Raw genomic sequence first — 22448 nt, 5'->3', positions numbered from 1 at the left:
GGTCGTGCTCTACCAACTGAGCTATTCCCGCAACGTCTTGGTGTTGCGCATTCTATAGAAATCAGAATCTACGTCAACCCCTTGATTCAAAAAAACTTATTTTTTCTCGCCGTCGATTTTCAGGTGCGGCCAGGCGGCCCGCAGGTATTGCTGCATCGACCACAAGGTCAGGCCTGCCGCTACCATCAGCAGGGTGTAGCCCAGCAACACCCAGAAGCTGAAGACCGAGGGATTGGCCAGCAGGATCACCAGCGCCAGCATCTGCGCCGCGGTTTTCCACTTGCCCATGTTGGACACCGCCACCTGCGCGCGGGCGCCGAGTTCGGCCATCCATTCGCGCAGGGCCGAGACCACGATCTCGCGCCCGATGATCACGGCCGCCGGCAGGGTCAGCCACAGGTTGGCGTGTTCCTGCACCAGCAGCACCAAGGCCACCGCCACCATCAGCTTGTCGGCCACTGGGTCGAGGAACGCACCGAACGGCGTGCTCTGCTGCAGGCGTCGCGCCAGGTAGCCGTCCAGCCAATCGGTAGCGGCCGCGAAGGCAAAGACTGAACTGGCTGCCATATAGCTCCAGCTATAAGGCATATAGAACAGCAATATGAAGATCGGGATGAGCAGGACGCGTAGGACGGTGATCAGATTAGGGATATTCATCGGCACAACTGGCTACGAGGTGATTGGGCATTCTACTCGCTGTGCAGGTTTGCATAAATCAACTCTGCGAGCTTTTTACTGATTCCCGGTGCCTTGGCGATCTCGTCGATGCTGGCCCGGGACAATTCCTGCAATCCGCCAAAATGCTTGAGCAGGTCGCGCCGGCGTGTCGGACCGACCCCCGCCACCCCTTCCAGGGTCGAGGTACGTCGCGCCTTGCCGCGACGGGCGCGATGGCCGGTGATGGCAAAGCGGTGGGCTTCGTCGCGGATCTGCTGGATCAGGTGCAGCGCCGGCGAATCCCCCTTGAGGGTGAACTCGTGGGCCGCGTCATTGAGGTATAGCGTTTCAAAACCGGCCTTGCGAGTCGTGCCCTTGGCCACGCCAAGCAGGATCAGGTCCGGCACCGCCAGTTCGTTGAGCACATCACGGGCCATGGCCATCTGCCCCTTGCCGCCGTCCACCAGGAGGATGTCCGGCAGCTTGCCCTCGCCGTCCTTGAGCTTGCTGAAGCGTCGGGTCAGGGCCTGGTGCATGGCCGCGTAGTCGTCACCTGCAGTGACGCCCTCGATGTTGTAGCGGCGATAGTCGGACTTCAGCGGCCCCTCGGGCCCGAACACCACGCAGGAGGCGACGGTGGCCTCGCCGCTGGAATGGCTGATGTCGTAGCACTCCAGGCGCTGTGGCGGCTCGTCCAGGCTCAGCACTTCGGCCAGGGCCTCGAAACGCGCGGCCACATGCTGACGGTTGGCCAGGCGCGCGCCCAGGGCCTGTTCGGCATTGGTCACCGCCAGTTGCTGCCAGCGCGCCCGGGTGCCACGCACCCTGTGGCTGATGGTCAGTTCGCGACCGCGCAACTCATCGATGGCGGCGATCAGGGTCGGGAAGTCTTCATGGGTCACATTGACGATCAACTCGGACGGCAGGTCGCGCTCAGGACTGCTGACGAAATATTGTCCCAGGAACGCCAGCATGACTTCCGCCACGTCTTCCTCGATGCCCACCTGGGGGAAGAAGTTCTTGCTGCCCAGCACTCGCCCGCCACGCACGCTGATCAGGTGCACGCAAGCCCCGCCCGGGTTGACGAAAGCCGCCAGCACGTCGACATCGCCGGTACCGCCTTCCATGCTCTGCTGGTCCTGGACCCGACGCAGCAGGCCGATCTGGTCGCGCAGCTCGGCGGCCTTCTCGAAGTCCAGGGTGCTGGCGGCGGCTTCCATGGCACCGGACAACTCGTCGGTCAGGGCATTGCTGCGCCCCTCGAGGAACATCACTGAATGGCGCACGTCCTCGGCATAGACCTCGGGCTCCACCAGGCCGACGCACGGCCCCTTGCAGCGCTTGATCTGGTATTGCAGGCAAGGCCGCGTACGGTTCTTGTAGTAGCTGTCCTCGCACTGGCGGACCAGGAAGGTCTTCTGCAACAGGCTCAGGCTTTCACGGATGGCGCCGGCGCTGGGATAAGGCCCGAAATACTTGCCCTTCTGCTTCTTCGCCCCGCGATGGATGCTGAAGCGCGGAAAGGCGCCGTCGGAGAGAAAGACATAGGGATAGGACTTGTCGTCGCGCAGGAGGATGTTGTAAGGCGGCCGCCACTCCTTGATCAGGGTCTGCTCCAGCAGCAGCGCCTCGGTCTCGTTGGCGGTGATGGTGGTCTCGATCTGGGCGATACGCGCCACCAGGGCGGCGGTCTTCGGCGCCTGGCCGGTCTTGCGGAAGTAGCTGGACAGGCGGTTCTTCAGGTTCTTGGCTTTACCGACGTAGAGCAGGCGCGCATCGCTGTCGAACATGCGATACACACCGGGGCGGCCACTGCAGGTAGAAAGAAAGGCGCTGGCATCAAACAGGTCGGTCATTTTTCAGAGGCTGGCATCGACCATGCCGTGGCGAACCGCAAGCAGCGTCAACTCCACATCGCTGCTGATCGAGAGTTTCTCGAAAATCCGATAACGGTAGGTGTTCACGGTTTTCGGCGACAGGCACAGCTTGTCGGAGATGATCTGTACCTTCTGGCAACCGACGATCATCAGGGCAATCTGGATTTCCCGTTCCGACAGCGCATCGAATGGCGATTCACTGGAAGGTTGGAACGACTTGAAGACCAACTGCTGGGCGATTTGCGGGCTGATGTAGCGCTGGCCGGCGAAGACCAGCCGAATGGCCTGGACCATTTCGTTGAGTCCCGCGCCCTTGGTCAGGTAACCCGCCGCTCCCGCTTGCAGCAATCGGGTAGGGAATGGATCTTCCTCGCAGACCGTCACGGCCACGACCTTGATGTCCGGATGACTGCGCAGCAACTTGCGCGTGGCTTCAAGCCCACCGATCCCTGGCATCTTGACGTCCATCAGGACTACGTCGGGTTTCAATTCCCGCGCCTTGAGCAGGGATTCCTCTCCCGACTCCGCCTGCCCGACTACTTGCAGGCCATCGATGTCAGCCAGCATTCGTGTAATGCCCGTACGAACGAGATCGTGGTCATCGACTACTAGCACCCTAATCAAGCAGACACCTCGCGAAATGGTCTTTACAGGTTGCCCGACACCTTAGCAAAAAAGCGCCGTACAAACCTAATCACATGCGCTATTAAAAACACATCCGTCGCGATAACAGCGTACGCCCGGCCTGCCTCTACGACAGGCGCGGGCCTCAGGGCTCGGCGGGCTGGGGCTTTTTCCTGGAGCCCTGGCTCTGAGACAACTCGGCCAGGGTGACGCTCAAGCGGCAGATTGCCTCCTGATCGCCTTTGAACAGCGCCCGAAAGCAGTCAAGCACCTTTTCCTCGGTCCGGCTCAACCTGCCGGCCTGGACCGGCGTCCGGCTACCGGTCAGCACATACAGCACATCCACTCCCCTGGCTGCTACCCGCGATAGATAGTCAGCCTTGGGCGCACGATCACCACTTTCGTATTTACCCTGGGCGTTGGCTTCCACCCCGCCGATTTCACCAAAAACTTTTTGCGACAGTCCAAGGCGCTCCCGCTCCTGCCTCAACCGCGAACCGATTCCACTCATTTGGATGTATGATCCCATCAGATACACCCCAAGGGGTGTCATACTCTTCAAGCTTTGAACAAAATTGAACGGTTTTGAACTATGCCCGGTATACGCACTGCCGCACAAGCCAAGGCCTGGCTGGAACACCAAGGAAAATCGGTTCAACAGTTCGCGCGCGAACATGGAGTCGATCCAGCCACCACCTATCAGGTATTGGCCGGCCGCAAGAAAGGCAAGCGAGGGGAAGCCCACAAGGTCGCGGTGCTATTGGGCATGAAGGACGGCATCATCCTCGACGAAGTTCCGGCAGTGGATCCGGCACTGGGCTGACCTATCTGCCCCGACCCTTATTCATTCCTGCCTGGCACAGCGCTGACCGCAGCGGTGGAGCGCTCCATGCGCCAGAAGCAATCATCGGCTCCCACCACCTGTAAACCCATCCGCTCGTACAAGCGTTGTGCCGGGTTGTCCTTGAATACCGTCAAGCGCAACAAGCCCCGACGCTCCTTTCGCGCCATCTCGAACACCTGCTGCAAGGTCCAGCTCCCCGCGCCCTGCCCGCGCCAGGCCGGTAGCACATGCAGCTCTCGGACGTAGAGCGCCCGCTGGTCGCGGCTCAGGCTGACGAAACCCAGCACTTGAGTCCCCTGGCAGATCAGCAGGTTCTCGCGGCCGGCCCAGGCCACGTCGAAGGCCTCATCGAGCCACAGCAGGTCATGACGGATGTAGTAGCGCAGCATGCCGCAGCAGGTCAGCTCCCGGGCGAAGGCCAGGTCGGTCTCCCGGGCAGGGCGCAGTTCGAAGCCGCTCATCGAACCAGCAGCACTTGGGCCTGCCACTGCCCGGCACCGCCTCGAACCAACAGCAACGCCTCACCGATACCGTCCACCGCTGCCAGCAATTCTCCCCCGGGGCCCCAGGCCGCACTGCGCCCGGCGCAGGCCCAGCCGCCACTGGGTCCGCCATGATTGGCCATCAATACCAGCAACCCATGCTTGCCGGCATACCCTTGCAACAGCGTGCTGTCGACGGCATACCCACCCTCGCTGACCAGCACGCCGGCGGCATAGACATCGGCCCCGGCCTGCGCAGCCGCCTGCACATGGCTGGCATGGCTGAAGTCCGCACAAACCGCCAGGGCAACCTGGTGCTCGGCAAATACCAAGGGAGCGCCGCCACTGCCTGCGGCAAAAACGCGCTCCTCTCCGGGATGCAGATGCTGCTTGCTATAGACCGCCAGCGAACCATCGGCCCCCAGCACCAGCGCACCGATCAACACCGGCCCGTCATCGACCAGGCGAATCGGCAACCCCACCACCGTAGTCACCTGCAGCTCCCGAGCCAGGTCGCGCAGGGGGTGCAATACCGGAGAATCCGGAGCCAAAGCCAGCTCGGTCGCCAATTGTGGCTCGTAGCCGGTCAACGACAACTCGGGAAACACCAGCAACTGCACGCCCTGCTCCGCCGCCAGCCGCATCAAGCGCTGGTGTCCGGCGAGGTTGGCCGGCAGGTCGCCAGCAATGGACACCGATTGGGCGGCAGCAAGGGTCAACAAGGTCATGGGCGGTCCTTTTTAGGCAGCGATGGAGATAGCCAGGCAGGCGCCGCGAGTGTCGCACACAATCCCCATTGGACTAACCCATAGTCGCGGGGCCCCCTGCCCCATGGAAATTACTGATTGAATCGCCGCCCCGGCCTCTAGTAAGCTCGCTGCACTTCACGGAGAAACCCCATGCTGCTCCAGACCCTTTCCCTGCATCGCCACACCATCCGCGCCCTGCGCTCGGTTGCGGCTGCCTGGGTCACTGGCAGCGCGGCGGCGAGCTTTTATTTTGGGTATTGGTTTAGCCACTGGCGCGCCTGATACCCAACCGGCGCCCATAAAAACGGGTCGCCCACCAGAGAAATCTCTACCCCCGGTCGGCCTCCCGACCGGGGGTTTTGTTTTTCCGGGACTTGGATTTTCAACCACGATTTTTGCGACACACCGAACTGACCGAGGATTGCACCATGAACTACGCCACCTATTACCGTTACGACATGTTTTCCACCTGGCGATTTAGCAGCCTCCGCTCGGGACAGCCTGCCGCCTCCGATCGGTCACCTACCGGTGGCAATTGCACACTCATGGCCAGTACGGCCAATTGTCGAACACCCCAGTAGGGCCGCGCGCGGGACATCGCCCGCCGCCCGCCCAGGAAGACCGCACATGAATTCGTCCGTATCCGCTCTGTCCCTGTCCGCTCAAGCCAGCGCCAACGAACCCCTGAGCCAGCGCCTGCCCAGCTCCCTGGAACTCAAGCAGCACCTGCCGCTATCCACGGCCCTGAGCCAGCAAGTCGCCACCCATCGCCAAGCCATTCGCGCCATCCTCCAAGGCCAGGACCCACGCCTTCTGGTAGTGGTCGGCCCCTGCTCCATCCACGATCCGCAATCGGCCCTGGAATATGCCGCCAATCTGGCAAGGCTGTCCGCGCAAGTGAGCGACCAAATGCTCCTGGTGATGCGCGCCTACGTGGAAAAACCCCGCACCACCGTCGGCTGGAAAGGCCTGGCCTACGACCCGCACCTGGACGGCAGCGATGACATGGCCGGTGGCCTGGCCCTGTCCCGGGAACTGATGCGCGAGATGTTGCGCCTGGGCCTGCCGATCGCCACGGAGTTGCTGCAACCCATGGCCGCCGGCTACTTCGACGACCTCTTGAGCTGGGTCGCCATCGGCGCGCGCACCACCGAATCGCAGATCCACCGGGAAATGGCCAGTGGCCTGGAGATACCGGTGGGCTTCAAGAACGGCACCGACGGTGGCGTCGCCATCGCCTGCGACGCCATGCGCTCGGCGGCCCATCCGCACCGCCACTTCGGCGTCGACAGCCAGGGCCATCCGGCGATCATCCAGACCGCGGGCAATCCCGACACCCACCTGGTGCTGCGCGGCGGCCACCGAGGGCCGAACTACGACCGCCAGAGCGTGGCCCAGGTCCAGCGCGACCTGCACAAGCTGAAGATCCCGGCACGGATCATGGTCGATTGCAGCCACGCCAACAGTGGCAAGGACCCGGCCCGCCAGCCGGCAGTGTTCAACGAAGTGCTGGAGCAGCGCCTGCAAGGCGACGCCTCGCTGATGGGGGTGATGCTCGAAAGCCATCTGTTCGAAGGCTGCCAACCGCTGAGCGGCAACCTGCGCTACGGCGTCTCGATCACCGACGGCTGCCTGGGCTGGGACACCACAGAGCACCTGCTGGGCAACGCCGCCCAGCGACTGCGGGCACTGGCAGCCAGCGCCTGAGCATCGGCCGTTACCGCCACGCCGGCAGTCGTGGCGGTAACGGCTTGAAGGAACTTTGACAAGAAATGGCCACCTGAATCCGGTAGTCTCTGCACTTTCTTCAAAGGAGCGATTCCCATGGCCAAAGCCACTGCCCGTCACATCCTGGTTGCCAGCGAAGCCAAGTGCAACGAACTCAAGGCCGAAATCGAAGCCGGCGCCGATTTCGCCGACGTAGCGAAGCAGCACTCCACCTGCCCTTCCAGCCGTGACGGCGGCAACCTGGGTTCCTTCGGCCCGGGCCAGATGGTCAAGGAGTTCGATACCGTGGTGTTCAGCGCCCCGATCAACGTGGTCCAGGGCCCGGTGAAGACCCAGTTCGGCTATCACCTGCTGGAAGTCACCAGCCGCCAGGACTGATCGCCCGGCGATCACGCCAGCCCCAACGGCCCGCCACTCGGTGGGCCGTTGCCTTTATGCCCCAAGATGCGCGACAACGGGTGCGGCTGGCCAGTCACGCGCGGCTCGCGTACAAATCGTGGTCATCGATCACCCGGCTTGCAAGGCTGACAATGCGACTGCTTTTCCCTTCCGTACTGCTCACCACCCTGTTGCTGGGCGCCGCCAGTGCCCAGGCCGCTCCCCAGCACGCCATGACCGTCTATGGCGAACCGGCCAAGTATTCCCAGGGTTTCAGCCACTTCGACTACGTCGACCCCCAGGCCCCCAAAGGCGGGACCCTGCGCCGCTCGGCCATCGAGATCGGCCGCTTCGACCATGTGCTGCCCTATATCGACAAGGGCATCGGCGTGTCCCAGCTGGATGGCCTGGTGTATGCCCCCCTGGCCCAGCGCTCCCTGGACGAACCCTATACCGTCTACGGCCTGGTGGCCGAGAAGATGGAGCGCGGCGAAGACGGCCTGTGGCTGCGTTTCTACCTCAACCCCAAGGCGCGCTTCGCCGACGACACCCCCATCACTGCCGAAGACGTGCGCTACAGCTACGACCTGCTGATGACCCAGGGCAGCATGCGTTATCGCACCCAGTTCGCCGATGTCAGCGGCGTCACCGTGGAGTCGCCACGGGTGATCCGCTTCGACTTCAAGAACAACGAGAACCGTACCCTGCCCCTGGATATCGCGACCCTGCCGGTGTTCCCCGAACACTGGTGGAAGAGTCGCGACTTCGCCGGCGGTGGCGGCTATGAAGCACCCCTGGGCAGCGGCCCCTATCGCGTGGGCAAGGTGGACTCGGGCAACAGCATCACCTTCATCCGCAACCCCGACTGGTGGGGCAAGGACCTGCCGGTCAGCCGTGGCCTGTACAACTTCGATCATTTCAGCGTCGAGTACTTCGGCGACATCGACGTTGCCCGCCAGGTGCTGCGCGGCGGGGCCTACGACTACAACCGCGAGTTCTCCGCCACCGGCTACTCCATCGGCTACGACAGCCCGGCCCTGAACGACGGGCGCCTGCAGAAGGCCCACCTGGCCCAGGCCGCACCGCAACCGGCCCAGGGCTATGTGTTCAACCTCGACCGCCCGGTGTTCCAGGACCGCCGCACCCGCCAGGCCCTGGCCATGCTCTGGGACTTCGAGTGGAGCAACCGGCAGATGATGCGCAACCTGTACATCCGCCAGCAGAGCTTCTTCTCCAACACCCCGCTGGCGGCCCGCAGCCTGCCGGACGCCGAGGAGCTGAAGATCCTCGAGCCATTGCGCGGGCAGATTCCCGACGAGGTCTTCACCCAGGTGTTCGAAGCGCCGAAGACCGATGGCAGCGGCGTACTGCGCGACAAACAATTGCAGGCCCTGGCCCTGCTGGAACAGGCAGGCTGGAAGCCCGAGGGCGACAAGCTGGTCAATGCCCAGGGCGAGCCCCTGGCGTTCACCTTCCTGATCACCCAGGGCTCCATCGAGCGCCTGTTGCTGCCCTACAAGCGCAACCTGGCCCAGATCGGCATCACCCTGAACATCCGCCGCATCGATTCCGCGCAGTACGTCAACCGGCTGATGGCCCGCGACTACGACATGATCGTCACCGGCTACCCGGTGACCACCTCGCCCGGGCTGGAGCTGTACAACTACTTCGGTTCGGCCGCGGCCAACGACCCGGGCTCGAACAACCTCATGGTGCTCAAGAACCCGGCGGTGGACACCCTGGTCAACGGCCTGGTCAAGGCCACCAGCCAGCCGCAAATGCTGCGCTACGCCCATGCCCTGGACCGGGTGCTGCAATGGAACTACTACTGGATCGCCAACTACTACCCACCCGGCACCTCCACCGTCTGGTGGAACCGTTTCGGCAGGCCCAAGGTGCCGGCCAGCAACGACGAAGCCATCGAGACCTGGTGGGAAGTCAGCCCCACCCCGCTGACCAATGACCAGATGGCCGCCGAACTCGCGCGCCGTGGCCAACCCGGAGGACGCCCCTGATGCCGGCCTACATCCTGCGGCGCTTGCTGCTGATCATCCCGACCCTGCTGATCATCCTTCTGGTGAACTTCGTCATCGTCCAGGCCGCTCCCGGCGGCCCGGTGGAACAGGCCATCGCCCGCTTGCAGGGCATTGGCGGCGGCGGTGTCGGTGGCTCCGCCGACGCCATGAGCAGTGGCGGCTCGCGCGCCAGCCGCGGCCTGGACCCCAAGCTGATCCAGGACATCGAGAAACAGTACGGTTTCGACAAGCCGGCCCATGAACGCCTGTGGCTGATGCTCAAGAACTACGCCCAACTGGACTTCGGCAAGAGCTTCTTTCGTGGTGCCACGGTCACCGACCTGATCCTGGAAAAGATGCCGGTGACCATTTCCCTGGGGCTGTGGGCGACCCTGATCACCTACCTGGTGTCGATCCCCCTGGGGATTCGCAAGGCGGTGCGCCATGGCAGCCACTTCGATGTCTGGAGCAGCACCGCGATCATCATCGGCTACGCCATGCCGGCCTTCCTGTTCGCCATGTTCCTGATCGTGCTGTTCGCCGGTGGCACCTCGCTGAACTGGTTCCCGGTGCGCGGCCTGGTCTCGGACGACTTCGACCAGCTGAGCACCCTGGGCAAGATCGCCGACTACTTCTGGCACCTGGTGCTGCCGGTCAGCTCCCTGGTAATCGGCGGCTTCGCCACCCTGACCATCCTCACCAAGAACAGCTTCCTCAACGAAATCACCCGCCAGTACGTGGTCACCGCCCGGGCCAAGGGCCTCAGCGAACGCCGGGTGCTGTACGGCCATGTGTTTCGCAACGCCATGCTGCTGGTGGTCTCGGGCATTCCCCAAGCCTTCATCAACGTGTTCTTCGCCGGCTCGTTGCTGATCGAGGTGATCTTCTCCCTCGATGGCCTGGGGCGCATGAGCTATGAAGCCGCGGTCTCCCGGGACTATCCGGTGGTGTTCGGCTCGCTGTTCATCTTCACCCTGTTCGGGCTCTTGATAAAACTCATCGGCGACCTGTGCTACACCCTGGTCGACCCGCGCATCGACTTCGCCGCGAGGAACGCCTGATGCTCAAGCTCTCCCCACTGGCGCGTCGACGCCTGGACCGTTTCAAGCAGAACCGCCGGGGCTGGTGGTCGCTGTGGCTGTTCATCGGCCTGTTCGTCCTGACCCTGGGCGGCGAGCTGATCGCCAACGACAAGCCGCTGGTGCTGAGCTACCAGGGTTCGCTGTACTTCCCGGTGTTCAAGCGCTACACCGAGCAGGAGTTCGGCGGCCAGCTGCCGTTCCAGGCCGACTACCGCAGCGACTACGTGCAGCAGCTGATCCGCAAGGACGGCGGCTGGCTGCTGTTTCCCCCCATTCCCTTCAGCGAAGACACGCCCAACTACGACCTGACCCGGCCGGCCCCCAGCCCGCCCACGGCGACCAACTGGCTGGGCACCGACGACCAGGCCCGGGACGTCCTCGCGCGGGTGATCTACGGCGCCCGGGTGTCGATCCTGTTCGCCCTGGCCCTGACCGCCATCAGCGCCCTGGTCGGCATTGCCGCCGGGGCGCTGCAGGGCTACTACGGCGGCTGGGTCGACCTCTTGGGCCAGCGCCTGCTGGAAGTCTGGTCGGGGCTGCCGGTGCTGTACCTCTTGATCATCCTCTCGGGGTTCGTCGAACCGAACTTCTGGTGGCTGCTGGGGATCATGGCGCTGTTCTCCTGGCTGGCCCTGGTGGACGTGGTCCGCGCCGAATTCCTGCGCGGGCGCAACCTGGAGTACGTCAAGGCCGCCAGGGCCCTGGGCCTGGGCGATCGCAAGGTGATCCTGCGGCACATCCTGCCCAACGCCATGAACGCCACCCTGAGCTACCTGCCGTTCATTCTCACCGGCGCCATCTCGACCCTGACCGCCCTGGACTTCCTCGGTTTCGGCATGCCCGCCGGCAGCGCCTCCCTGGGCGAGTTGATCGGCCAGGGCAAGCAGAACCTGCAGGCGCCATGGCTGGGGCTGACGGCGTTCTTCGCCCTGGCGCTGATCCTCTCGCTGCTGGTGTTCATCGGCGAGGCGCTGCGCGATGCCTTTGATCCACGATCTTGATCCACGCTTATGAAGCGGACTGTAGAAATGACTGAAAACCTGATCGAAATCCGCCAGCTCAACGTGGCCTTCGGCGGCCGCCCGGCGGTCCGCGACCTATGCCTGGACATCCGTCCCGGCGAGTGCCTGGCGCTGGTGGGCGAGTCCGGCTCCGGCAAATCGGTGACGGCCCACTCGATCCTGCAACTGCTGCCCCAGACCGGCTGCAGCAGTAGCGGCAGCGTGCGCTACCGCGGCCAGGAGCTGATCGGCGCCGACAGCGCCACCCTGCAAAAGCTGCGGGGCAACCGCATCGCCATGATCTTCCAGGAACCCATGACCTCGCTGAACCCGCTGCACAGCATCGAGAAGCAGATCGGCGAAACCCTGCTGCTGCACCGCGGCCTGGGCGGCAAGGCGGCCCAGGCGCGCATCCTCGAACTGCTGGAGCTGGTGGGCATCCAGAACCCCCGGGAACGGCTCAAGGCCTACCCGCACCAGTTGTCCGGCGGCCAACGCCAACGGGTGATGATCGCCATGGCCCTGGCCTGCGAACCGGAGTTGCTGATCGCCGACGAACCCACCACCGCCCTGGACGTCACCGTGCAGCGCAAGATCCTGCTATTGCTCAAATCCCTGCAGCAACGCCTGGGCATGTCGCTGCTGCTGATCAGCCACGACCTCAACCTGGTGCGGCGCATCGCCCAGCGCGTGTGCGTGATGAAGGCCGGGGAAATCGTCGAGCAGGCCGACTGCGACACCCTGTTCAACTCTCCACGGCACCCCTATAGCTGCGAGCTGCTGCACGCCGAACCCGAGGGCCTGCCACTGTGCCGCGACGCCCGCGACACCGTGCTGGAGGTGGACAACCTCCGCGTCGAGTTCCAGGTCGGCGGCGGCCTGCTGCGCCGCAAGCAGTACCTGCGGGCGGTGGACGGCATCAGCCTGCGCGTGCAGCAGGGCAAGACCCTGGGCATCGTCGGCGAATCCGGCTCGGGCAAGTCGACCCTGGGCCAGGCGATCCTGCGGCTGCTGGACTCCCAAGGCGGCATCCGCTTCCAGGGCCAGGCGCTGGACGGCCTCAACCAGAAACAACTGCGGCCCTGGCGCAAGCAGATGCAGGTGGTGTTCCAAGACCCCTTCGGCAGCCTCAGCCCGCGCATGTCGGTGGCGCAGATCATCAGCGAAGGCCTGGAGGTGCATGGCCAGTACGACGCCCGCCAGTGCGAGGAACAGGTGATTTGCGCCCTGGAGGAAGTCGGCCTCGACCCGGACAGCCGCCACCGCTACCCCCACGAGTTCTCCGGCGGCCAGCGCCAGCGCATCGCCATCGCCCGGGCCCTGGTGCTCAAGCCGGCGCTGATCCTGCTGGACGAACCCACTTCGGCCCTGGATCGCACGGTGCAGAAACAAGTGGTGACCCTGTTGCGCCAGCTCCAGGAGAAATACGGCCTGACCTACCTGTTCATCAGCCACGACCTGGCGGTGGTCCGCGCCCTAGCCCACGACATGATCGTGATCAAGGACGGCCAGGTAGTGGAAAGCGGCGCCAGCCACCAGGTATTCGAAGCCCCGCAGCACCCCTACACCCGGGAACTGCTGGCCGCCGCCCAACCGGCCTGACCCGGCTAACCCCTTTGTAGGAGCGAGGCTTGCCCGCGATCCAAGCGCCGCGGTCTTGCAGGTGCACCGCGTAAGGCCTATCGCGGGCAAGCCTCGCTTCTACAGGGTGGGCGTCGGCAGTGATGGTCGCGTGGGCGCGGGGATTCCCTGCATAATCGGCGCCGCCAGCCCCAGGACCCCAGCCCATGAACGACAGCGAAAACCTCAAGGACTACCAGCGCGTGCGCCAACTGGCGATCCGCTCGCTGTTCGAGATCATCGAGCAATCCAGCGAAGGCACGGTGATCGTCGACCGCGACGCCAATATCGTCTGGATGAACGAGCGCTATGCCCGGCGCTTCGGCCTGGAGTCGGCGGCGTTCGCCATCGGCAAGCCCTGCGAGAGCGTGATCCCCGGCAGCCTGCTGCGTGAAGTGGTGCGCACCGGCCGGCCGATCCTGTTGGACATGCAGGACACCCCCAAGGAACCGCTGGTGGTGATGCGCCTGCCGATCCACGACGCCGCGGGCCTGGTGATCGGCGCCATCGGTTTTGCCCTGTACGACGAGTTGCGCAGCCTCTCGCCGATGCTCAAGCGCTACCTGAGCATGCAGGAAGAACTGGCCTCCACCCGCTCGCTGCTGCGGGCCCGGCAGACCAAGTACAACTTCGCCCATTTCATCGGCACCAGCAGCGCCAGCCTGGAGGTCAAGCGCCGGGCCCGGCGCGGCGCCAGCACCGAGTCGCCGGTGTTGCTGCAAGGCGAGACCGGCACCGGCAAGGAACTGCTGGCCCAGGCCATCCACGCCGCCTCGCCACGGGCGCACAAGCCCTTCGTCAGCATCAACAGCGCGGCGATTCCCGAAGCCCTGCTGGAAGCGGAGTTCTTCGGCACCGCCCCCGGCGCCTTCACCGGCGCCGACCGCAAGGGCCGCGCCGGCAAGCTGCAGATCGCCCAGGGCGGCAGCCTGTTCCTCGACGAAATCGGCGACATGCCGCTGCCCCTGCAGAGCAAGCTGCTGCGGGTGCTGCAGGAAAAGGAGTTCGAGCCGGTGGGCTCCAACGAGGTGATCCACAGCGATGTGCGGATCATCGCCGCCACCTCCACCGACCTGGAGGCGGCGATCAAGCGCGGCGAGTTCCGCGCCGACCTGTATTACCGCCTCAATGTGCTGCCGATCCAGGTGCCGGCCCTGCGCGAGCGCCTGGACGACCTGCCGGCGCTGAGCGAAGGCATCCTCGAAGAACTGCGCAGCCAGCACGAACTGACACCCGAGGCCCTGGCGCTGCTGGGCCAGCACGCCTGGCCAGGGAACATCCGCGAACTGCGCAACGTGCTGGAACGGGCCGCCCTGCTCAGCGACGACCTGCTGCTCGGCGCCGGGGATATCCGCGCGGCCATCGGCAACTTCAGTCCGCTGCCGCGCAGCGAAGTACCCATGCCCAGCACAGCGCAGCAACCAGAAACCTTCGCCCAGGCCCGGGCACGTTTCGACCGGCAATTGATCAGTTCCACCCTGGGCCAATGCGCTGGCAAGGTGGACGAAGCGGCCCGGCGCCTCGGCCTGGGTCGCTCGACCCTGTACAAGAAAATGGCCGCACTGGGCATCGAAGAGTCTCTATAAAGAGACATTCATCTCCATTTGGAGAAAGAACCACTACCTTGCGCTGATCGCCGGCAATCGAGCGTCGACTGGCCGCTCCTACAGAAGCATGCGTGGCTCCTGTAGGAGCGAGGTTTGCCCGCGAAAACGCCCCAATAATCGACAAAAGTCTCAAAACAGAGACAAAATTCCCTACCACCCCCTAAGAAACATAAAAAATCCATATATTTCAATAAGTTATGAAAATGGCACAAAACTCGCTATAGCGCTCTCCACACGCAGTACCCACAACAAGAACAATCCTGGAGAGACACACCATGAGTGTGATCATTGCCCTGGCAGCCCTGGCGCTGCTGATGCTGGCCGCCTACCGAGGCTACAGCGTCATCCTGTTTGCCCCCATCGCCGCCCTCGGCGCCGTCCTGCTCACCGACCCGTCCGCCGTGGCCCCGGCCTTCACCGGGGTGTTCATGGAAAAGATGGTGGGTTTCATCAAGCTGTACTTCCCGGTGTTCCTGCTGGGCGCGGTGTTCGGCAAGCTGATCGAGTTGTCCGGGTTCTCCCGCTCCATCGTCGCCGCCGCCATCCGCCTGCTGGGCACCCGCCAGGCGATGCTGGTGATCGTGCTGGTCTGCGCCCTCTTGACCTACGGCGGCGTGTCGTTGTTCGTGGTGGTGTTCGCGGTCTACCCGTTCGCCGCCGAAATGTTCCGCCAGAGCGACATTCCCAAGCGCCTGATCCCGGCGACCATCGCCCTGGGCGCGTTCTCCTTCACCATGGACGCCCTGCCCGGCACCCCGCAGATCCAGAACATCATCCCCAGCACCTTCTTCAACACCACCGCCTGGGCCGCGCCCTGGCTGGGGCTGATCGGCACCCTGTTCGTGTTCTGCGCCGGCATGCTGTTCCTCCAGCGCCAGCGCAGCAAGGCGCAACAGGCCGGCGAAGGCTACGGCAGCGACCTGCGCAACGAACCGGAGACCGCCGCCGACCTCAAGCTGCCCAACCCCTGGGTAGCCCTGTCGCCGCTGCTGCTGGTGGGGGTCATGAACCTGCTGTTCACCCACTGGATCCCGCAGTGGTATGGCAAGACCCACAGCCTGGCCCTGCCGGGCATGGCAGCGCCGGTGACCACCGAGATCGCCAAGCTCACCGCCATCTGGGCGGTGCAGGCCGCCTTGCTGGTGGGCATCCTGATGGTGCTGGCGTGCGGCTTCGGCGCCATTCGCAGCAAGCTCGCCGAAGGCAGCAAGAGCGCGGTCGGCGGCGCCTTGCTGGCGGCCATGAACACCGCCTCGGAGTACGGCTTCGGCGCGGTGATCGCCTCCCTCCCGGGGTTCCTGGTGTTGGCCGACTGGCTCAAGGGCATCCCCAACCCGCTGGTCAACGAGGCCATCACCGTGACCCTGCTGGCTGGCATCACCGGCTCTGCCTCGGGCGGCATGAGCATCGCCCTGGCGGCCATGTCCGAGACCTTCATCAGCGCCGCCCACGCCGCCAACATTCCCCTGGACGTGCTGCACCGGGTGGCCGCCATGGCCAGCGGCGGCATGGACACCCTGCCCCACAACGGCGCGGTGATCACCCTGCTGGCGGTCACCGGGTTGACCCACCGCGAGGCCTACAAGGACATTTTCTGCATTACCCTGATCAAGACCCTGGCGGTCTTCGTCGTCATCGCCACTTTCTACGCCACTGGCATCGTGTGAGGTATTCATGACCACTCTCTCTGGCAAGACCGCCCTGGTCACCGGCTCCACCAGCGGTATCGGCCTGGGGATCGCCCAGGTCCTGGCCCGGGCCGGGGCCAACCTGATCCTCAATGGCTTCGGCGACGCCTCCCAAGCCATCTCCGAGGTCCGGCAGCACGGCGTCAAGGTTGGCCATCATCCGGCGGACGTCAGCGACCCGGCGCAGATCGCCGAGATGTTCGCCTATGCCGAACGCGAATTCGGTGGCGTCGACATCCTGGTGAACAACGCCGGCATCCAGCACGTGGCCACCGTCGAGGCGTTCCCGGTGGAACGCTGGGACGCGATCATCGCCATCAACCTGTCGGCGGTGTTCCACAGCACCCGCCTGGGGCTGGCGGGCATGCGCGCCAAGGGTTGGGGGCGGATCGTCAACGTCGCCTCGGTGCATGGCCAGGTGGGTTCGGTGGGCAAGGCCGCCTATGTCGCGGCCAAGCATGGGGTGATCGGCCTGACCAAGGTGGTGGGCCTGGAGACCGCCACCAGCAACGTCACCTGCAACGCCATCTGCCCGGGCTGGGTGCTGACCCCGCTGGTGCAGAAGCAGATCGACGACCGCGCGGCCAGCGGCATCGATCCGCAACAGGCGCGCCATGACCTGCTGGCGGAAAAACAACCCTCCCTGGAGTTCGTCACCCCGGCGCAGCTGGGCGAGCTGGTGCTATTTTTGTGCAGTGATGCCGGAGCCCAGGTCCGCGGCGCGGCCTGGAACATCGATGGCGGCTGGCTGGCGCAATAACGGTAGCGACAAGCTGTAAGCGGTGAGCCGCAAGCAACAGCAGATCAGAAGAACAACAAGAGAGCCCTTGCATGTCCGACATACTCTGGCAACCCAGCGCCGAGCGCATCGGCAAGACGCGCATCGACGCCTTCCGCCGCTTCATCAACCAGCGCCACGGCCTGGACATCGGCGACTACCCCGGCCTGCACCAGTGGAGCATCGACCAGCGCGAAGCCTTCTGGCAGGCCATCGTCGACTTCTTCGAGGTCAGCTTCCACCAAGGCGCCGAGTGCGTATTGCGCGAAGGGCCGCAGATGCCCAGCGCCCAGTGGTTTCCCGGGGCCACCCTGAACTTCGCCGAACACCTGCTCAAGCGCCGCGACGACAGTGTGGCGGTGGTGGCGATCGCCGAAGACGGCCAGCGCCAGCAATTGACCTATGCCGAGCTGGCGGCCCAGGTCGCCGGCCTGCAAGCCAGCCTGCGGACCATCGGGGTCGGCCTGGGCGACCGGGTGGCGGCCTGCATGCCCAATACCTGGCAGACCCTGGTGGGCATGCTCGCCACCACCAGCCTGGGCGCGGTGTGGTCCAGTTGCTCGCCGGACTTCGGCACCCAGGGCGTGATCGACCGTTTCGGCCAGATCGAGCCCAAGGTGCTGATCACCTGCGCCGGCTACCGCTATGCCGGCAAGGAGGTGGACCAGGGTGAAAAGATCGACCAGATCCTCCAGCGCCTGCCCTCCCTGGAGCAACTGCTGATCGTGCCCGGCACCCGCCCCCAGGCCCGTGCCGAGGACTACCGGACCCAGGCCCGGGTCAGCCTGTGGCAGGACTTCTACCGGAGCGGCGGCGACCCCGTGTTCGTCGCGGTGCCCTTCGCCCACCCGCTGTACATCCTCTACTCCAGCGGCACCACCGGGGTGCCCAAGTGCATCGTCCACGGCACCGGCGGGGTGCTGTTGCAGCACCTCAAGGAGCACGGCCTGCACGCCGATCTCGGCCCCGGCCAGCGGCTGTTCTACTACACCACCTGCGGCTGGATGATGTGGAACTGGCTGGTCTCGACCCTGGCCACCGGCGCCAGCCTGGTGCTCTACGACGGCTCGCCGTTCCACCCGCATAACGAGCGCTTGGTGGACCTGATCGACAGCGAGGCGATCGATGCCTTCGGCACCAGCCCCAAGTACCTGGCCGCCCTGGAGAAAGCCGGCAGCCGGCCACGCCTGAGCCATCGCCTGGACAGCCTCAAGACCCTGCTGTGCACCGGCTCGCCGCTGTCGCCCCAGAGCTACGACTACGTATATCGAGAGATCAAGGCCGACCTGTGCCTGGCCTCGATGTCCGGCGGCACCGATATCGTCGCCTGCTTCGTCGCCGGCAACCCGGTGCAGCCGGTACGCCGTGGCGAAATGCAGGGCAAGGGCCTGGGCATGGCCATCGAAGTCTGGAACGACCAGGGCCAGCCGGTGCTCGGCGAGAAAGGCGAACTGGTCTGCACCCGGCACTTTCCGAGCATTCCGGTGGGGTTGTGGAACGACCCGGACCAGAGCCGGCTGCGCGACTCTTACTTCAAGCTGTTTCCCGGGGTCTGGGCCCAGGGCGACTACGCCGAACAACTGGCCGATGGCGGCTGGCTGATCCATGGTCGTTCCGACGCGGTGCTCAACCCCGGCGGCGTGCGCATCGGCACCGCGGAGATCTACCGCCAGGTGGAGAAGCTTGAGCAAGTGGTGGAGAGCCTGGCCATCGGCCAGAGCTGGGAGCAGGACGTGCGGGTGGTGCTGTTCGTGCGCCTGCAGGAGGGCGTGGCGCTGGACGACGCCCTGCGCGAGCGCATCCGCCAGGTGATCCGCAGCAACACCACGCCACGCCACGTGCCGGCCAGGATCCTTGCGGTGACCGACATCCCCCGGACCATCAGCGGCAAGATCGTCGAGCTCGCGGTGCGCAACGTGGTCCACGGCCTGCCGGTGAAGAACACCGACGCCCTGGCCAACCCCGAGGCCCTGGAACAGTTCCGCGACCGCGAGGAACTGCGCAGCTGATCCACCGCGCCGACCGCTCCTGCGGCCGCTGCGCGCCCGTGCGCCGCCTCGCAGGCTCGGCAGCGGCTAACAACAGCACCGAGCTGGATCGGCTGCGCTTGGTGTAGCCGCTGCCGCAGGCTGCGCACGGCCCGGCACGGGCCGCCAAACCTGACTCCGCGCCGCGCCTGGCACACCGCGCCAAGCGAGATCGCGGCCGCTGCGCGATGCTCGGCGCTGGTCATCCGCCGCCAAAGCGGGTGAAAATGACCACGCCAGAACCGCCTACACTCCATCCGTTTGCATAGGCAGCACGCTTCACAGGCTGCCGGTCATTGCGTCATATCGCAGCACCCAGGACTCCCTCGACATGAATGGTTCCCACCCCGGCAGCGATGCCGCCACCCTGATTGCCCGCCTGGACTGGGCGACCACGGCCCTGGGCGACGCCCGGCAATGGCCGCAGAGCCTGCGTACCGCGGTGGACATCGTGATCCATTCCCCCATGCCGATGCTGCTGCTCTGGGGCGACGAGCTGACGCAGATCTACAACGATGCTTTCGCCCTGCTGGCCGGCAACAAGCACCCCAAGGCCTTCGGCTTGCCAGCGCACCTGACCTGGCCAGAGCTGAAGGACTTCACCGACCCGATCTACCACGCCGTGCTCAACGGCCAGGTGCGCAGCTTCAGCGAGCAGCGTTTCAACCTGCAGCGCACCAACGGCACGGCCCATGACGTCTGGCTGGACCTGACCTACAGCCCGATCCGCAACGAACACGGGGCCGTCGCCGGGATCCTGGTCACCGCCATCGAGACCAACGAGCGCCGGCGCATCGCCCTGGAGCTCAAGCAGCGCTCCGACGACAGCCTGCGCGCCCAGCATGAGACCGAGGAACGCCTGCAACTGGCCCTGGCCGCCACCGACGCGGTGGGCACCTGGGACTGGGACATCGGCGAGGATCGCTTCATCGCCGATGCGCATTTCGCCCAATTGCACAGCGTCGATCCACAACGCTCGCGGCAACTGCCCATCAGCGAATACCTCAAGGGCGTGCATCCCGAGGACCGTGGCATGGTGGCCCGCAGCATCAAGCACTGCATCACCCACGGCAGCGAATACGCCGAGGAATACCGCCTGCAACTGGCCGACGGCCAGTTGCGCTGGGTCTTCGCCCGGGGCCGCTGCTACAAGGATCACCACGGTCGGCCGACGCGCTTTCTCGGCGCCGCCCTGGACCTCACCGAACGCAAGCAGATGGAACAGGCACTGCGCCAGGGCCAGACCGAACTGCAGTTGATCATCAACGCCATGCCGGCGCTGATCGGCTACGTCGACCATGAGGAACGCTTTCGCCTGAACAACAGCGCCTACCTGGACTGGTACGGCCTCACGCCACAAGAGCTGTACGGCAAGACCCTCCGCGAGGTGATGGGCGAAGAGATCTACGCCAGCCGCGCCGAGCAGATCGCCGCCGCCCTGGCGGGCAAGCCGTGCAGCTTCGAGGCCGATTCGCCCCATCGCGACGGCCGCCCGCGCCATGCCCTGACCCGCTTCCTGCCACGCCACGGCGCCGATGGGGCGGTCAACGGTTTCTATATCTTCGTCAACGACGAGACCGAGCGCCGGCAGACCGAGGAAGCCCTGCGCAACCTCAACGAAACCCTGGAAGAACGGGTCAACCGCCGTACCGAGGCCCTGGCCACGGCCAACCAGCGCCTGCAAAACGAGATGTTCGAGCGCGAGCGCGCCGAAGACGCCCTGCGCCACGCGCAGAAGATGGAGGCCGTGGGCCAGCTCACCGGCGGTATCGCCCATGACTTCAACAACATGCTCACCGGCATCATCGGCAGCCTGGACCTGATGCAGCGCTACATCGACAACGGCCGCGGCGACGAGATCGGCCGCTTCACCGAGGCCGCCATGTCCTCGGCCAAGCGCGCCGCGTCCCTGACCCACCGCCTGCTGGCCTTCTCCCGCCGCCAGTCCCTGGATCGCCGGCCCCTGGACCCCAACCAGCTGGTGCGTTCGCTGCAGGACCTGTTCAACCACACCAAGGGCGAGCACATCGAGTTGCAACTGCAACTGGCCGACGGCATCTGGCCGGTGAGTACCGACGCCAGCCAGCTGGAAAACGCCCTGCTCAACCTGGTGATCAACGCCCGCGACGCCATGCCCGGCGGCGGCCGGCTGCTGATCGAGACCGCCAACAGCTACCTGGACGGCAGCGACATCAGCACCCTGGAGCCGGTCCAGGCCGGCGACTACGTCATGCTCGGCGTCAGTGACAACGGCGCGGGCATGAGCCCGCGGATCCTGGCCAAGGCCTTCGATCCGTTCTTCACCACCAAGCCCATCGGCCAGGGCACGGGCCTGGGCCTGTCGATGATCTACGGTTTCGCCCAGCAGTCCGGCGGCCACGTAACCATCAACAGCGAACCGGACCACGGCACCTGCGTGCGCCTGTACCTGCCGCGCCTGCACACCGCGCCGCTGGAGCCGGAACAACCGCAGGCCGGCGGCGAGCCGCCCCAGGCCATCGCCGGGGAATGCGTGGTGGTGGTCGAGGATGACCCGGCGGTGCGCATGCTGGTGCTCGATGTGCTGAGCGAACTGGGCTACCGCGCCTTCGAGGCCGCAGACGCCCGCTGTGCCCTGCCCTTCCTGGAGTCGCCCATGCGGGTCGACCTCTTGGTGACCGATGTTGGCCTGCCGGGGATGAACGGCCGGCAACTGGCGGAGATCGCCCGCCAGCATCGCCCGGGGCTCAAGGTGCTGTTCATGACTGGCTACGCGGAAAAGGCCGCCGAGCGCCAGGGTTTCCTGGAACCGGGCATGGACTTGATGGCCAAGCCGTTTTCCATCGAGGAACTGGCGCAGAAGATTCGCCAGATGATCGGCCGCGAAGACGCAATTCAGGCATAATCCGCGACCGCCGTATTCCCGCGACAAGGTCACCCGCCCATGAAAGCCCAAGCCCGCCATATCCTGGTGAAAACCGCCGAAGAAGCCGAACAGCTCAAGCAACGCATCGCCAAGGGCGAAGCCTTCGACGTGCTGGCCAGGAAATACTCCACCTGCCCCTCCGGCAAGCGCGGCGGCGACCTGGGCGAAGTGCGCCCGGGACAGATGGTCGGCGCCATCGACCAGGTGATTTTCAAGAAACCCCTGCGCACCGTGCACGGCCCGATCAAGAGCAAGTTCGGCTACCACTTGGTGCAAGTCTTCTTCCGCGACTGACCGGTAGCCGCTGCCGAGCCCGCAAGGCTGCGCCAAGGTCCGCGGGACCTTCAATACCTTAAGATCGCCCCGGCCCCGCGGCCCCTACGCAG

At 65.1% G+C, this 22448-nt stretch carries 20 protein-coding genes; 14 read left to right on the top strand and 6 right to left on the bottom strand.

Translation table 11 applies throughout. The annotated features are described in order from the left end of the window. Nucleotides 1–96: 96 nt before the first annotated feature. The 4 genes from pgsA to H7A76_RS26205 form a co-directional block, all read right to left on the bottom strand. Entirely contained in the window at nucleotides 97–657 is a 561-nt protein-coding gene (gene pgsA, locus H7A76_RS26220; protein ID WP_185701196.1) for a CDP-diacylglycerol--glycerol-3-phosphate 3-phosphatidyltransferase, read from the bottom strand. Nucleotides 658–689: 32 nt separating this feature from the next. Continuing rightward, entirely contained in the window at nucleotides 690–2513 is a 1824-nt protein-coding gene (gene uvrC / locus H7A76_RS26215) for an excinuclease ABC subunit UvrC (RefSeq protein ID WP_185701195.1), read from the bottom strand. 3 nt (nucleotides 2514–2516) lie between these two features. Beyond that, on the bottom strand, nucleotides 2517–3158 hold the full coding sequence (uvrY, locus tag H7A76_RS26210; RefSeq protein WP_031320037.1) for a UvrY/SirA/GacA family response regulator transcription factor: 642 nt from the start codon (nucleotides 3156–3158) through the stop codon (nucleotides 2517–2519). Between the two features lie 145 nt (nucleotides 3159–3303). After that, the gene (locus tag H7A76_RS26205) at nucleotides 3304–3669 is read right to left on the bottom strand and encodes a helix-turn-helix domain-containing protein (protein ID WP_185701199.1); all 366 of its coding nucleotides are present in this window, start codon (nucleotides 3667–3669) and stop codon (nucleotides 3304–3306) included. A gap of 81 nt (nucleotides 3670–3750) precedes the next feature. On the opposite strand from H7A76_RS26205, the gene H7A76_RS26200 reads away from it, so the two are divergent. After that, nucleotides 3751–3981, top strand: a complete 231-nt coding sequence (locus H7A76_RS26200) for a DNA-binding protein (protein WP_185701194.1) — start codon at nucleotides 3751–3753, stop codon at nucleotides 3979–3981. A 17-nt stretch (nucleotides 3982–3998) separates the two neighbouring features. On the opposite strand, the gene H7A76_RS26195 is transcribed toward H7A76_RS26200, so the two are convergent. Together H7A76_RS26195 and H7A76_RS26190 are read right to left on the bottom strand one after the other, a co-directional pair. Further along, the gene (locus H7A76_RS26195) at nucleotides 3999–4463 is read right to left on the bottom strand and encodes a GNAT family N-acetyltransferase (RefSeq protein WP_185701193.1); all 465 of its coding nucleotides are present in this window, start codon (nucleotides 4461–4463) and stop codon (nucleotides 3999–4001) included. After that, nucleotides 4460–5212: a carbon-nitrogen hydrolase family protein gene (locus H7A76_RS26190; protein ID WP_185701192.1), complete on the bottom strand. Its 753-nt coding sequence runs from the start codon at nucleotides 5210–5212 to the stop codon at nucleotides 4460–4462. The genes H7A76_RS26195 and H7A76_RS26190 overlap by 4 nt, the downstream gene beginning before the upstream one ends. A 171-nt stretch (nucleotides 5213–5383) precedes the next feature. Between H7A76_RS26190 and H7A76_RS32490 the strand changes: the two genes are divergently transcribed. From H7A76_RS32490 to H7A76_RS26130, 13 genes are all read left to right on the top strand, one after another. Then, nucleotides 5384–5515, top strand: a complete 132-nt coding sequence (locus H7A76_RS32490; protein WP_260498082.1) for a hypothetical protein — start codon at nucleotides 5384–5386, stop codon at nucleotides 5513–5515. Nucleotides 5516–5860: 345 nt separating this feature from the next. Further along, nucleotides 5861–6940: a 3-deoxy-7-phosphoheptulonate synthase gene (locus H7A76_RS26185; protein ID WP_185701191.1), complete on the top strand. Its 1080-nt coding sequence runs from the start codon at nucleotides 5861–5863 to the stop codon at nucleotides 6938–6940. Between the two features lie 117 nt (nucleotides 6941–7057). Further along, nucleotides 7058–7339, top strand: coding sequence for a peptidylprolyl isomerase (locus tag H7A76_RS26180; RefSeq protein WP_185701190.1), 282 nt, complete (start codon nucleotides 7058–7060; stop codon nucleotides 7337–7339). Nucleotides 7340–7491: 152 nt separating this feature from the next. Continuing rightward, nucleotides 7492–9354, top strand: coding sequence for an extracellular solute-binding protein (locus H7A76_RS26175; RefSeq protein ID WP_185701189.1), 1863 nt, complete (start codon nucleotides 7492–7494; stop codon nucleotides 9352–9354). Further along, entirely contained in the window at nucleotides 9354–10415 is a 1062-nt protein-coding gene (locus H7A76_RS26170) for a microcin C ABC transporter permease YejB (protein WP_185701188.1), read from the top strand. Before H7A76_RS26175 ends, H7A76_RS26170 begins: the two co-directional genes overlap by 1 nt. Next, on the top strand, nucleotides 10415–11437 hold the full coding sequence (locus H7A76_RS26165) for an ABC transporter permease (RefSeq protein ID WP_103324527.1): 1023 nt from the start codon (nucleotides 10415–10417) through the stop codon (nucleotides 11435–11437). The genes H7A76_RS26170 and H7A76_RS26165 overlap by 1 nt, the downstream gene beginning before the upstream one ends. A 27-nt stretch (nucleotides 11438–11464) precedes the next feature. Beyond that, nucleotides 11465–13039, top strand: coding sequence for an ABC transporter ATP-binding protein (locus H7A76_RS26160; protein ID WP_185701187.1), 1575 nt, complete (start codon nucleotides 11465–11467; stop codon nucleotides 13037–13039). Nucleotides 13040–13224: 185 nt separating this feature from the next. Further along, nucleotides 13225–14643 carry a sigma-54 interaction domain-containing protein gene (locus tag H7A76_RS26155; protein ID WP_185701186.1) on the top strand — a complete coding sequence of 473 codons (1419 nt, stop codon included), beginning with the start codon at nucleotides 13225–13227 and terminating at the stop codon, nucleotides 14641–14643. A 296-nt stretch (nucleotides 14644–14939) separates the two neighbouring features. Beyond that, the gene (locus H7A76_RS26150) at nucleotides 14940–16331 is read left to right on the top strand and encodes a GntP family permease (protein WP_185701185.1); all 1392 of its coding nucleotides are present in this window, start codon (nucleotides 14940–14942) and stop codon (nucleotides 16329–16331) included. 7 nt (nucleotides 16332–16338) lie between these two features. Then, nucleotides 16339–17112, top strand: coding sequence for a 3-hydroxybutyrate dehydrogenase (hbdH, locus tag H7A76_RS26145; protein ID WP_185701184.1), 774 nt, complete (start codon nucleotides 16339–16341; stop codon nucleotides 17110–17112). 71 nt (nucleotides 17113–17183) lie between these two features. After that, nucleotides 17184–19139: an acetoacetate--CoA ligase gene (locus tag H7A76_RS26140; RefSeq protein ID WP_185701183.1), complete on the top strand. Its 1956-nt coding sequence runs from the start codon at nucleotides 17184–17186 to the stop codon at nucleotides 19137–19139. 349 nt (nucleotides 19140–19488) lie between these two features. After that, nucleotides 19489–22041, top strand: a complete 2553-nt coding sequence (locus H7A76_RS26135; RefSeq protein WP_185701182.1) for a PAS domain-containing sensor histidine kinase — start codon at nucleotides 19489–19491, stop codon at nucleotides 22039–22041. Nucleotides 22042–22080: 39 nt separating this feature from the next. Next, nucleotides 22081–22356 carry a peptidylprolyl isomerase gene (locus H7A76_RS26130; RefSeq protein ID WP_185701181.1) on the top strand — a complete coding sequence of 92 codons (276 nt, stop codon included), beginning with the start codon at nucleotides 22081–22083 and terminating at the stop codon, nucleotides 22354–22356. The last annotated feature ends 92 nt before the right edge of the window (nucleotides 22357–22448 follow it).

Source organism: Pseudomonas sp. MSSRFD41 (assembly GCF_014230245.1).
GTDB classification, from domain to species: Bacteria; Pseudomonadota; Gammaproteobacteria; order Pseudomonadales; family Pseudomonadaceae; genus Aquipseudomonas; species Aquipseudomonas piscis.
Note: the sequence above shows the minus strand (reverse complement) of the source record. Positions and strands in the feature narration are given on the sequence as shown.